The following is an 11,743-nucleotide window of genomic DNA, read 5'->3' as shown; positions in this document are numbered from 1 at the left end:
CATCGATATCAGAAATCCCTCCGGAATATGCTTTCTCCAATATTTTGTTGATGAGTTTTTTTGCGATTTGTTGTATAATTGTTTCCATAAGAGACCAGTTCCTTTCGTGAGTTTTTGTGATGAAAACTATTTTATCATTTTGGAACTGTCTCTTTTTAGTTCTCTCTCAAAAATTCCACAATTATTTTACACTATCCCGCCGGATTTTCCATGAGCCTTTTTATACCAGTCTGCCTCCCATAGTAAATAGCGCGGGCTGCCCGGCGTAGCCTGATAGTATGCCGCCACCGTTTTAACTACCTTTTTGTTTCCCTTCTCATCTGCCACATAGCCGACTGTCGTGTCCGGATTCTCTGAAAAGCTCCACATTACGGCATTTTTCAGAGGCTTTCGCTCAAATAACTGTGTCCAAAAAGAGCGGTTGCAGTGGACAATTTCCGCTTCATAAATGCAATTTTTATCTTCTTTCAAAGTAATTGCTTCTGAATACAAACCCGCGTACGATTCTCCGTTAAACGTCAAATTATACAGCGTCGGATCTTTTTTATCCCTCACAACTGACATTTTTAAATCTTCATAGGCAATCGGTTCCTCTATGGTCTGTAAAATCCAGGACCCTGCCATACATCCCCCTGTCACTGCCGCTACAACCAGGGCTAAAATCACATATTTTTTTCGCAGAACCTTCCGTATTTTTTCAAGACCCCGCTTCGCGTCCGCGTGCTCCGCCGGAAACTTAAGGTTTTCCTTCATCTGCTCGAAGGCTTCCCTGCAGGCTTCACATTCTTTGAGATGGGCTTCCACCACTTCCCGGCTTTCCTCACTACAGGCTTCATCAATATACAGGGGCAGCAGATCCTGTACAATATTACAACTCTGTTTATCCATGATTTCCCTCCTTTAGTCGGCTCTGTATTCTCTGCTTTGCCCGATAGTAGGTCACTCGCGCCCAGTTTTCCGACTTGCCGAAAATCAGACCAATTTCTTTATACGGCAATTCTCCAAAAACCCGCATCGAGAAAACTTCCTTATATGGTTCGTCCAGATCATGCAGAGTCCGGTAAATCCGAAGAGTCTCTTCCTTTTTGATAAAGTCTTCTTCTGTATTTTGAGAAGAAGCGGAATCAGGCGGCGGTTCTTCCGTAAACCGCCTGCCCCTTTCCCTCATACGGAAATATTCGTTTTTCGCTATCTGACAAAGCCAGATCCGGATGTCACAGTCACCTCGGAAAGAATCAATCTTCTTAAGCGCTCGAAAAAAGGTTTCCTGGGTCACTTCTTCCGCCACAGACTGACTGCGGCTCAGCGAAAACACATAACAATACACATCTTTAAAATACTGATTGTAGACTTCATCAAAATACTTCACAATTCCACCTCTTCAGTTATATGACCTGCGAGATCGGAAATCATTACAAACAAATTTTAATTTTTTTCTTCAACCTCCTCATTACCGGTTTCCTGCTCCGCGCCCGCCAGACGGTAAATGGCTTCCGCGTAAATCCGCGTCATCTTCATGAGATTCTCAATGGAAACACATTCGTTTTTCTGATGCTCCAGCTCCGGTTGCCCCGGAAATCTCGCGCCAAAAGCGATGACATTTTTCATGGCCCGGGCATAAGTTCCGCCTCCGATCACCAGAGGTTTACTGTCCATATCACCGGTCTGCCGCTTATAAATGTCCATCAGCGTAACGATCATCGGATCATCTGCCGGAATATAAATGGGTTCTTCATGCTTTCCCTTTACAATACCCAGGTTATACTCGTCCGCGGCCGGACGAATCGCCTCATACACAGCTTCCGCGCTGGATGTTACCGGATAGCGCACATTGATTGTCAGTGAAACCGCTTCACTGTCCAGCCGGATCATCCCCACATTTAAAACCAGGCTGCCCGATGGTTCATCAGCAAATCCGCATCCCAGAGAACGACCGTCCAGCTCGAATCCGATCTTGGAATTATAAAAGGCAATGAAGTCATTCACATCATCGCCGGCAAAGTTCAGATGGCCTAGAAATTCCATCATAACCGAAATCGCGTTTACTCCCTGCTCTGGCTTTGCTCCATGGGCGGAAACTCCCTGCGCGGTAATTTCCAAGCTTTTCCCTACCCCTTTGCATTTTAGCCGCACCTGCTTTTCCGCGGAAAACCGCGCGGCTTTTTCCCGAATTTCCTCATAGCCCGCGCCAGAGGAGTCCCGTACAACCGCGCGAGCTGAATCCGCAACCATATTCGCCGCGTTTCCGCCGGTCAGGCTGCGAAGTTCCAGCCCCTTTTCCGAAGCCGGCGCGAATTTTTTCGCCAGATCAAAGACGAGAATTCCTTTTTCTCCGTGGATCGCCGGAAAATCCCCATCCGGCGTAAATCCGTAGTCCGGGGCGGACACTTTAGACAAGTAATGCTCCATGCCCTTCCAGTTGGTCTCTTCATCCAGACCCAGAATCAGCCGTACGCTGTCTTTCAGAGGAACTCCACTGTCTTTAACGGCTTTCATCGCGTAAAACGAAGCGACAACCGGGCCTTTATCATCCATCGTCCCCCTGCCGTAAATCACTCCGTCCTTAATAACTCCTCCATAAGGTTCTTCTTCCCATCCGCTGCCTTCCGGCACCACATCCAGATGGCCGACAATTCCCATAACCCGGTCGCTCTCACCTTTTAGCTCTATATGTCCGCCATAGTTATCCGTGTTTTTAACGGGAAACCCTTCCTTCTTTGCTGTCTCCAGCATATAAGAAAACGCCTTTTGAACGCCTTCCCCAAAAGGCATTTCCCCTTCTGTATCTTCTGCCACACTTTTTATGGCAATCAGCTCCTGCAAAGTCTGCAGGAGCTGCTCTTTATTTTCATCAATGCTCTTATTGATCAAATCCAAGTATTCCATTTGCGTCCTCCAATGCCTGTTCCGCTCTGGAAAGATGTCCGGAAACCTCCAGAGCCTCATTTTCCTCCAAGCCTTCGCTCAGAGGAATAATCTCATAAACCTGTTTCCCTTCCGAATAGTATTTGTCTACCCAGGTCGGAATTCCTCCCATCCGGATCTCTGTAATCCCATCTTTTTCCGACCAGGTAAGATCCACCTGCGCCATCAGGCCCTGCTCTGTATAACGATTCCCCAGAGTTTCCGTCCTCTGATTGGAAATGAAGTTCCCCATGCTGTAGAAAACCGGCACCTTCCTGTCGGATCCCTCAGGCTCCAGATATTCCGCCTGCTGCAGAACGTGGGGATGCGAAGCGAAAATAATATCCGCGCCCATTCCCGCCGTCTTTCGGGCAAGCTTTCTCTGATTTTTATTAGCTTCTTGCTGATATTCCTCGCCCCAGTGATAATATGCGATTACAATCTCCGCCCCTGCCGCTTTCGCCCCTTTGATGGCGTCCTCAATCTTGGGGAGATCCTCCTCCAGCGTATTGAAATTAAAGGAATTGATGTGATCCGCCACTTCATCAGAGACATAGCTGCCATTAATAGAAACGCCGCCCTGTCCGGATCCCGTCTCGTAAGTGAAGGCCACAATCCCGATTTTAACTCCATTAACCTCCTCAATCAGATAACGGGGATCCGATTCCTGCTGCACGCTGCCTACTGTGTCCAGGCCTTTTTTCTGAAGAACCCGCTGGGTCCGCAGAATTCCGGAAATCCCTTTGTCCGCCATATGATTGTTGGCCGTAATTCCCACATCAAAACCCGCCTTTGCCAGAGCCGAGGCCAGGGCGTCCGGCGCGCTAAAAAGAGGAAACCCCGTGTAAGGTTCCCCGGCAAAGGTCGTTTCTACATTACAGAGCGCCAGATCTGCCGCTTCGATGTATGGTTTGACATATTTAAAATTGTTGCTGTAGTTATACCGCCCTCTGGACGCATTGTACTGCGCCGTAGTCTGCGGACTATGAGACATGACGTCCCCCACACACAGAATAGACAGGTCTGTTTCTTTTGGCGCCCGCGGCGTCTCCAATTCCGAAGCGCCCGGTACATTCCTGCCTGCGGAAATCGTCCATGTTAAAAGAACTGCCAGCCCCAGAACAACCAGAGCCAGCAGAATCACAGTCACTGCCGCAGTTTTACTTATCTTATTCTTTCCCATAAATCTGCCGCTTATATTCTCTTGTCTACTGAACCGCTTCCACACCTTTGATTTCCGGATAGCTTTCTGTCAGGATCCGTTCAACAACACCTTTAATTGTCATCTGAGCCCCCGGACATCCCGCACAGTGCCCCTGCAGTCTTACTTTTACAATGTGATCGTCCGTATACTCGACAAACTCAATGTCTCCCCCGTCTCTCTGCAGGAAAGGACGAATCTGCTCTAAACCTTCTTTAATTTTCTGTTCCATTTTCTTTCTCCTCTTTCTTTTTTTCTTGTTTTTTGTTCTTATCTGATTTTTGCTCCGGTTCATCCGGCGCAATGGTACAGATTGATGTTATTTTTTGATTTTCAAATGTATTTATAACAACGGATTTCTTTGGATCTCCGATGTTGTCAAAGGTAATTTCTCCCGACGCCCCCTGGAAGTTCTCTGTCTGAGCCAGCGCTTCCCGGACATCCTCGCCGGTACAGTTTTCTCCGGCCCGCTCGATGGCCTGAATGGCAATCAGATAGGCGTCAAACCCCAGCGCTGTCGCCGCGTCAGCCGATTCTTTTCCGTATTTTTCCTCATAAGCGTCCAGGAACTCCTGAGAAGTTTCCGTTACTGTTTCCTCGTCTGTATACAAGGTAGAAAACACCACGTTATTTGTAATTCCATTCCCCGCAAGATCCCGAAACTCATCGCTTTCCCAAGTGCTGTCTCCCAGGAAAGTCACATTGTCAAGATTCATCTTTTTCGCCTGTTTTAATACATTGACCGCGTCGGTCACATCCCCCGCGAGAAATACCGTATTGACGCCGGAGTCTTTAATGGCCTGAAGCTGGGTGGAAAAGTCCTCCGCCCCGCTTTCAAAAGTCTGATATACCGCAATCGCCTGATCGTCTCCGGTCAATTCCACCATTTTATCTTTGAAGGTGCTGGCCATGGAGACTGCCTGATCATTATTCTCCGGAACCATAATTCCGGATGTTTTTTCATTCCGTTCTTCATAAACATAACGAGCCAGCGCTTCGCCCTGATAGGATTCCACAAAGCATACCCGGAAATAATACGGATGGTTGCTGGTAACCAGCGGATTGGTGTTGGTAATCGCGATCCCCGGAACTTTCGCCTCTTCCAGATAGTGGCTCGCGATCAGCGAATAAATATTTCCATAGCTTCCCAGTACCACCAGCGGCTGTTTTTTCATCAGATCCGCCATCGCGGTTTCCGCGGAATCCATATCGGACTTATTATCCGCGTAAACCAGCTCCACTTTTTTCCCCAGGACTTCCGGATAAAGTTCATTCGCCAGTTCGATCCCTTCCACCTCCAGACGTCCTCCTTCTTCGTCGGAACCGCTCATCGGCTCGTAAACGCCGATCCGGATCGTGTCATCCGCCTGCGAATCTTTATTGATAAACGCTTCTTTAAAATTGTCAAACGTGGTGCATCCCGACAGCGCCAGACAACATACCGCCGCAGTCAGAAGCCCCGCAATCCATCTTCTCGTCATTTTCATACCCTTATCTCTTACTCCTTAAACGCTTCCCCAATGATAATTTCCCCTGTTTATGCTTTTCTTACATAGGAATACAACAAATTATACCCTTTTTTTCAAAAAAGGTAAAGCCTGCAGTAAAAAAAGGTTGTTTTAACCTGGCAAAAGGTGGTATAACTAAAGAAGTGAAAGTAATTAAATTTATTGGGAGGTAGAAAATTATGAAATGGACATGTTCAGTATGCGGTTATACTTATGAAGGACCGGAACCACCAGAGAAATGCCCGCAGTGCGGCGTTCCTGCTGAAAAATTTGTAAAAGCGGAAGAAGGAAAGAAAGAATGGGCGGATCAGCATGTAGTCGGCGTTGCGAAAGGCGTTGATCCGGAAATCATTCAGGGGCTGAGAGACAACTTCACAGGCGAATGTACCGAAGTTGGTATGTATCTGGCTATGGCGAGAGTTGCTCACAGAGAAGGTTATCCGGAAATCGGCCTGTACTGGGAAAAAGCTGCTTGGGAAGAAGCAGAACATGCTGCTAAATTCGCGGAACTTCTGGGAGAAGTTGTTACAGACTCCACAAAGAAGAATCTGGAAATGCGCGTAGACGCTGAAAATGGCGCTTGCGCAGGTAAGAAAGCTCTCGCTAAAATGGCGAAAGATCAGAACCTGGACGCAATCCACGATACGGTTCACGAAATGGCAAAGGACGAAGCTCGTCACGGCTGTGCCTTCGAAGGCCTGCTGAAGAGATACTTTGGCTAAGCGATGAGAAAAGTCAGGATGCAGAGTTTTTCTGCATCCTCTTTTTTATTAAGGAGGAAATTGAATTATGAAAAAGTTTCAATACTATATCCCGACACGCGTATTGTTTGGGCAGGGCGCTCTGGGCGGTCTGCATAAAGCCGGGATCCCCGGAAAGAAAGGGCTGATTGTAATCAGCAGCGGGAAGTCCACAAAAGCCAACGGGTATCTGGCCCGTGTCGAAGAACAGCTGGAACTGGCCGGGTGTGAACATGTTCTTTTTGACAAAATCCTGCCGAATCCGGTGCTGCGTCATGTGGAGGAAGGGGCACAGCTCGCCAAGGAACAGGGATGTGATTTTGTTGTCGGGCTTGGCGGAGGAAGCAGCATGGACGCTGCCAAAGCCATCGCGGTCATGGCGACCAACCCCGGAAACTACTGGGATTACAGCGGAGGAAAAACAGGAAAAAACCTCCCTCTTGCGTGCGATCCCCTGCCGATTATTGAAATCACAACTACCGCCGGCACCGGTTCCGAGGTAGATCCTACAGCGGTGATCACGAAAGAAGATACCAACGAAAAATGCGGACTTGTAAATGAAAAGCTCTATCCCGCAATCTCCGTTGTAGATCCGGATCTGATGATGACGGTTCCGCCGATGCTGACGGCTTACCAGGGGTTTGACGCGCTGTTTCACGCTGTGGAAAGCGTCATCAACAAATACGAAAATCCGATGGGAGAAATGTTTGCCCTGAAAGCGATTGAATATGTTGCCCGCTATCTGCCTGCCGCCGTAAAGGACGGAAGCGACTCCGAAGCGCGCGGTTATGTGGCCCTTGCCAATTCCCTCGCCGCGTATTTTATGCTCTGCACTTCCGAGCATTCGATGGAACACGCCCTCAGCGCGTACCATCCGGATCTGCCCCACGGCGCCGGTCTCATCATGCTCAGTATGGCGTGGCACGGTCATTTTGTAAAAAATCACGCCTGTGATGATCTTTACATCCGAATGGCCAAAGCCATGGGAAAAGAGGATGCTTCCAGGGCCGAAGATTTCCTCGACCTCCTTCATCAGCTTCAGGTCGACTGCGGCGTAGAAAATCTGAAAATGAGCGATTACGGAGTAACAAAGGAAGAACTTCCTTCTCTCGTGGAAAATGCCCGTGAATCCATGGGAAAGCTCTTTTCCATGGACCCCGCGGCTCTTTCAGACGAGGATGTTCTGCGAATTTACGAGGAATCCTACCGCTAATTGTGAAAAAGGAAGCCCGGCGTATGTGCTGAGCTTCCTTTTTTATTTGACTTCATACCGGTTTTGTATCCATCTTTCTAAAATTTATCTAACTGGATACAAAACTTTCCCATTTTCACAGTCGTTTTTTGAAAAAATCGTTTTTTATTGGATTTTTAAGAGCTGAAGATCTTACAAACCCATAACTTTTGTATTCACATGCGGGATTTGAGCGCTTCTGGCTACAAAGCCCCTATGGGTTCCATCTTTCCTTACTGGAAATGAAGCTCTAAGTCTCCCGCGTTGGTCCTTGCGACGAGATGGTTCTTTGCCCCTGGATTTTCAACACGATAGGAACCGTTTGCCTCAAGTCCGTCCACCTCGCAGTCGCCCGCATCCGCATCCGCTTCAATGGTGTAAGTCTCTTTCGAGAGTTGTGTCGAGAACGTACAGTCCCCCATGTCGCAGCTGATATTTGTCGTTCCGGAAAAAGTTCCTGACAGTTCGAGATCCCCGGCGTTCGTCTGGATATCCGCCGCTTTCGTATTCAGCGCGGTTCCGTCCACATCTCCCATATCCGACACAAGCCGGAAGGTGTCTGCCGTAATTTCACTGAGTTCCACGTCTCCCGCGCTAGTCTCAATCTGGACACTCTTCGCCGCCACATTGCCCAGCGTGATGTCCCCCATATCGCTGTCTGCCTTTATCTGGTCAAACTTTGTACCCTGCGGATAATAAATGGTAATATGCTCGTCTTCGCCGCTTCCGTTATAAAAGCTCAGATAGACCTGTTTGCCGTTTTCCGCGGAAGGCTTTATGATCAGCGTCTGATTCTTTACTTCCACGGAAGGCGCACCTCTCCTCTGGGCATAAAGGACTTCCACACGCCAGGAGTTGCTTTCAGCGAATCTGACATCACCTGCGCCTGAGGAAAGATCCACCGAAGAAAAAGGCTGACATTCATAGCTTTGGGACTGCATTTTCTCTGGGCCAAAGGAAATCCACGGCACTTTTTCCTGAATCCGCGCCAGCCCCTGGATCCCCCCTGCCGCCAGTCCCGCGACAGAGAAAATCACTCCGATTCCAACCACAATACCGCAAATCAGCAGAAATACTTTCATTTTCTTACACATCGCTTCCCGCCTCCTTTTCCTTCTTCGTATATCCGGCGCGCAGCTTATAATTCCTGGATTTTCTCATCTGCCTGGCCGCCGCGCGTACCAGAGCCTTTGTTCCAACCGCCGCGCCTACACACAAAAGCGCCATAATTCCGGAAGCCACCAATCCGATACCAATTAAAAAAAGGCTTCCGCTCAAGCTCGCGCCCAGTCCGGCAATTCCTGCCGCGACAAAAGCGATTCCTCCCAGGCAGCAGGCTCCCAGGCTGACAATCAGAGCCACCAGCACAACCAGCGCGCAGAAGAACACAGCAAACGCGCAGATTCCCAGCGCAATGGCTACCGGAAGCGCCACCGGAGCGGCAAAGACTCCCAGCACAACCCATAGAAGGGCGGTAAGTCCTTTTTTTGCGGAACGGGACTTTCCCGGTTCATCCAGCTGCCGTACCGCATAGTCGGCTTTGATCTGTGTGGCGATTTTCGACGGGCTTCTCAGATCTTTGATTGCCTGCTGTTCCCTTTCCGGTCCCGCTTCGTCAAAATATTCGCTGTAGTATTCCATAGCCGCCTGCACTTCCTCTTTGGGAAGCTTTGACAGTTCGGCAGCCAGCTGATTCATAAAGTCCTGTCTGTTCATTCCGTTTCACCCCCGCTTAATAAGGAGTCAATCTGCTCCTTATATTCCTTCCATTCCTTCTTGTAAATTTCAAATTGTTCTTTTCCCTTGTCTGTCACGCTGTAGTACCTTCGGTTCCTCCCCTGATAGGGCTGGTCGTAGGTCCGCAGATATTCATTTTTCTGCAGACGCCGCAGTACCGGATACAAGGTTGATTCCGATATATCCAGCACCTGTTTCATGGACTGGGTAAGCACATATCCGTAGGTATCCCCTTTTGACAGTACCGAAAGTACACACGCTTCCAGCAGGGCCGATTCAATTTTAAAGCCCATAACCACTCCTTCTTTCTTGTATTATATTATTGAACGATTAATGCTATACTCCATATAATATTATTTGTCAAGCTTTATAAGTATCGATTTTTTTCTTGTATTGCCGAATCAAAAGGAGACTGACAGGACTACGCGTAACAAATTAAAATTTTTCGCATTTGTTACTAAATTTCCAAGGCTTTCAGACCGTGAATTCGCTAAATATACCCAGAAATAGGGTAACCACAGGAATAGGGCTCCTGGAATTCCGCATTTTTTATAAACAAATAAAAATTATCGCAAAGTGTTGATAAAAAAAAGAGCCGTGCGCATCGGAATTGCTCAGATACGCCGGCTCCTTAAAGAATCTCTTCAATTGTTCGTTTTAATTCCTCCGCGCTGGTAATCGTATTAATGTTCCTGCGAATCGCCGCGGCGCCATGAACTCCTTTCAGATACCATCCGGCGTGCTTCCGCATTTCCCGGACTGCGGCATACTCGCCCTTTTCCGCGAGCATTCGCTCCAGATGAATCCGCATCATACGGACTTTTTCCTCCAGTGTCGGCGCGGGCGGGACTTCCTCTCCCCGCCAGATGGCCAGCGCGTCCCGAAAAATCCAGGGGTTTCCCAACGCGCCTCTCGCAATCATTACTAAGTCGCACCCGGTCTCCGCCAGCATACGGTTGGCGTCCTCACCGGAAAACACATCTCCGTTTCCGATAACCGGAATGGAAACCGCCTCTTTTACCTTGCGGATCATGTTCCAGTCCGCCTGCCCGGTATAATACTGCTCCCTCGTCCTTCCGTGAACGGCAATCGCCGACGCTCCGGCAGCTTCAATGGCTTTCGCGGTTTCCACCGCGTTGATACTGTCTGCGTCCCATCCGATACGGATTTTCGCTGTCACCGGCTTTTCCGCCGCCTGGACCACAGCATATACCAGATCATAAATAAGCTGGGGATTCTTTAAAAGGGCGGAACCCTCTCCGTTTTTTACAACTTTTGGTACCGGACATCCCATATTAAGATCAATTCCCGCATTGCGGCGCGGTCGCAGTTCTCTCGCCGCGTGAGCCAGAATTTCCGGATCACTGCCGAACAGCTGATAAAAGATCGGCTCTTCTCCCTCCGCGATGTTCAAAAGCCTCTCCGTATTTTTGTCTTTATACCAGAGTCCCTTTCCGCTGATCATTTCCGAATAAACCAGTGCCGCTCCCTGCTCTTTGGCGAGGCTCCTTGTGGACGCGTCTGTGATGCCTGCCAATGGAGCCAGGACAAAAGGATTTTCAAGTTCTATCGTTCCGATCCGGATCATTTTTTCCGCCGATTCTTCCTGTAGATCATTTCCAGGCCTTCCAGGGTAAGCATCTTGTCCACATGATCAATGCAGTCAACCCCATTGTCGATCAGGGTAGCCAGCCCGCCTGTGGCAATTACCTTTACCGGCTCGTCTGTCTCGCTGTACTCCTGGAGTTCCTTCTTCATCTTCCTTACGATGTAGTCTACCATTCCCATATGTCCGTATACCAGTCCTGACTGCATACTCTGAATGGTATTCCTGCAGATCACGCTTCCCGGCTCTTCCAGCTCTACCTTCGGAAGTTTCGCCGTTTTCTCAAACAGGGCTTCGGAAGAAATTTTCAGGCCCGGTCCGATTGTTCCTCCCAGATATTCCGCTTTTTCCGAAACCGCGCAGAAAGTAGTCGCTGTTCCAAAATCAATGATAATCAGCGGGCCCCCATACTTGGCATGAGCGGCCACTGCGTTTACAATCCGATCCGCGCCTACCTGTTTGGGGTTATCATATTTTACAATCAACCCGGTCTTGATCCCCGGACCGATTACGATTGCTCTTTTATTAAAATATTTCATGGACAGGTGCTGAAGGGTGAACAGTACGGAAGGGACTACCGTTGAAATGATAATATCCTCCACATCCTCCATCTTCAGACCTACATACTGGAAAAGCTGGTTGACGACCATGCCGTATTCGTCCGCGCTTTTATTGTTGTCCGTCTCCAGTCTCCAATTCTGTATCAGTGCTCCGTCTTTGAACACTCCCAGTACGATATTCGTATTTCCTACGTCAAATGCCAGTAGCATGGCTGTGTATCTCCTTTGCTCTGCTTTTTTTAGACTCCGCAAGCTA

The 11,743-nt window shown here is 48.7% G+C and carries 13 protein-coding genes; 2 read left to right on the top strand and 11 right to left on the bottom strand.

The window, feature by feature from the left end:
- Positions 1-186: 186 nt before the first annotated feature.
- Genes H9L42_RS15350 through H9L42_RS15325 form a run of 6 tightly spaced genes read right to left on the bottom strand, consistent with a single transcriptional unit; the run spans position 187 to position 5,592 of the window.
- Positions 187-888, bottom strand: a complete 702-nt coding sequence (locus tag H9L42_RS15350; protein WP_187304293.1) for a zf-HC2 domain-containing protein — start codon at positions 886-888, stop codon at positions 187-189.
- Positions 881-1,369 (bottom strand): sigma-70 family RNA polymerase sigma factor, encoded by a 489-nt coding sequence (locus H9L42_RS15345; protein ID WP_187304292.1) that lies wholly within the window; start codon positions 1,367-1,369, stop codon positions 881-883. The genes H9L42_RS15350 and H9L42_RS15345 overlap by 8 nt, the downstream gene beginning before the upstream one ends.
- A 56-nt stretch (positions 1,370-1,425) precedes the next feature.
- Entirely contained in the window at positions 1,426-2,886 is a 1,461-nt protein-coding gene (pepV, locus tag H9L42_RS15340; protein WP_187304291.1) for a dipeptidase PepV, read from the bottom strand.
- On the bottom strand, positions 2,861-4,087 hold the full coding sequence (locus H9L42_RS15335; RefSeq protein ID WP_187304290.1) for a CapA family protein: 1,227 nt from the start codon (positions 4,085-4,087) through the stop codon (positions 2,861-2,863). Before H9L42_RS15335 ends, pepV begins: the two co-directional genes overlap by 26 nt.
- Before the next feature lie 25 nt (positions 4,088-4,112).
- Complete coding sequence (locus H9L42_RS15330; RefSeq protein ID WP_187304289.1) at positions 4,113-4,337, bottom strand: NifU family protein; 225 nt, start codon at positions 4,335-4,337, stop codon at positions 4,113-4,115.
- Complete coding sequence (locus tag H9L42_RS15325) at positions 4,321-5,592, bottom strand: ABC transporter substrate-binding protein (protein ID WP_187304288.1); 1,272 nt, start codon at positions 5,590-5,592, stop codon at positions 4,321-4,323. The genes H9L42_RS15330 and H9L42_RS15325 overlap by 17 nt, the downstream gene beginning before the upstream one ends.
- A gap of 197 nt (positions 5,593-5,789) precedes the next feature.
- On the opposite strand from H9L42_RS15325, the gene H9L42_RS15320 reads away from it, so the two are divergent.
- Positions 5,790-6,335, top strand: coding sequence for a rubredoxin-like domain-containing protein (locus H9L42_RS15320; RefSeq protein WP_187304294.1), 546 nt, complete (start codon positions 5,790-5,792; stop codon positions 6,333-6,335).
- Between the two features lie 67 nt (positions 6,336-6,402).
- Complete coding sequence (locus tag H9L42_RS15315; RefSeq protein ID WP_187304287.1) at positions 6,403-7,566, top strand: iron-containing alcohol dehydrogenase; 1,164 nt, start codon at positions 6,403-6,405, stop codon at positions 7,564-7,566.
- A 251-nt stretch (positions 7,567-7,817) separates the two neighbouring features.
- Here the strand turns inward: H9L42_RS15315 and H9L42_RS15310 are convergent, their stop codons facing one another.
- From H9L42_RS15310 to H9L42_RS15290, 5 genes are all read right to left on the bottom strand, one after another.
- On the bottom strand, positions 7,818-8,678 hold the full coding sequence (locus tag H9L42_RS15310; protein WP_187304286.1) for a DUF4097 family beta strand repeat-containing protein: 861 nt from the start codon (positions 8,676-8,678) through the stop codon (positions 7,818-7,820).
- A complete protein-coding gene (locus tag H9L42_RS15305; RefSeq protein ID WP_187304285.1) occupies positions 8,671-9,300 on the bottom strand; it encodes a DUF1700 domain-containing protein in 630 nt (209 codons plus the stop codon). Before H9L42_RS15305 ends, H9L42_RS15310 begins: the two co-directional genes overlap by 8 nt.
- A complete protein-coding gene (locus H9L42_RS15300) occupies positions 9,297-9,614 on the bottom strand; it encodes a PadR family transcriptional regulator (RefSeq protein ID WP_187304284.1) in 318 nt (105 codons plus the stop codon). Before H9L42_RS15300 ends, H9L42_RS15305 begins: the two co-directional genes overlap by 4 nt.
- Positions 9,615-9,952: 338 nt before the next feature.
- Positions 9,953-10,906 carry a tRNA dihydrouridine synthase DusB gene (gene dusB, locus H9L42_RS15295; RefSeq protein ID WP_417891428.1) on the bottom strand — a complete coding sequence of 318 codons (954 nt, stop codon included), beginning with the start codon at positions 10,904-10,906 and terminating at the stop codon, positions 9,953-9,955.
- Positions 10,906-11,697, bottom strand: a complete 792-nt coding sequence (locus H9L42_RS15290; protein WP_187304282.1) for a type III pantothenate kinase — start codon at positions 11,695-11,697, stop codon at positions 10,906-10,908. The genes dusB and H9L42_RS15290 overlap by 1 nt, the downstream gene beginning before the upstream one ends.
- Between the last annotated feature and the right edge of the window lie 46 nt (positions 11,698-11,743).

The sequence above is a fragment of the Zhenpiania hominis genome (assembly GCF_014333425.1).
In the GTDB taxonomy this organism is placed as follows: domain Bacteria; phylum Bacillota; class Clostridia; order Peptostreptococcales; family Anaerovoracaceae; genus Hominibacterium; species Hominibacterium hominis.
Note: the sequence above shows the minus strand (reverse complement) of the source record. Positions and strands in the feature narration are given on the sequence as shown.

Bases quoted from the DNA above. Each gene is read 5' to 3' on its own strand.
- H9L42_RS15350 (WP_187304293.1), bottom strand. From the start codon at position 888: ATGGATAAACAGAGTTGTAATATTGTACAGGATCTGCTGCCCCTGTAT.
- pepV (WP_187304291.1), bottom strand. From the start codon at position 2,886: ATGGAATACTTGGATTTGATCAATAAGAGCATTGATGAAAATAAAGAG.
- H9L42_RS15335 (WP_187304290.1), bottom strand. From the start codon at position 4,087: ATGGGAAAGAATAAGATAAGTAAAACTGCGGCAGTGACTGTGATTCTG.
- H9L42_RS15330 (WP_187304289.1), bottom strand. From the start codon at position 4,337: ATGGAACAGAAAATTAAAGAAGGTTTAGAGCAGATTCGTCCTTTCCTG.
- H9L42_RS15325 (WP_187304288.1), bottom strand. From the start codon at position 5,592: ATGAAAATGACGAGAAGATGGATTGCGGGGCTTCTGACTGCGGCGGTA.
- H9L42_RS15315 (WP_187304287.1), top strand. From the start codon at position 6,403: ATGAAAAAGTTTCAATACTATATCCCGACACGCGTATTGTTTGGGCAG.
- H9L42_RS15310 (WP_187304286.1), bottom strand. From the start codon at position 8,678: ATGTGTAAGAAAATGAAAGTATTTCTGCTGATTTGCGGTATTGTGGTT.
- H9L42_RS15305 (WP_187304285.1), bottom strand. From the start codon at position 9,300: ATGAACAGACAGGACTTTATGAATCAGCTGGCTGCCGAACTGTCAAAG.
- H9L42_RS15300 (WP_187304284.1), bottom strand. From the start codon at position 9,614: ATGGGCTTTAAAATTGAATCGGCCCTGCTGGAAGCGTGTGTACTTTCG.
- H9L42_RS15290 (WP_187304282.1), bottom strand. From the start codon at position 11,697: ATGCTACTGGCATTTGACGTAGGAAATACGAATATCGTACTGGGAGTG.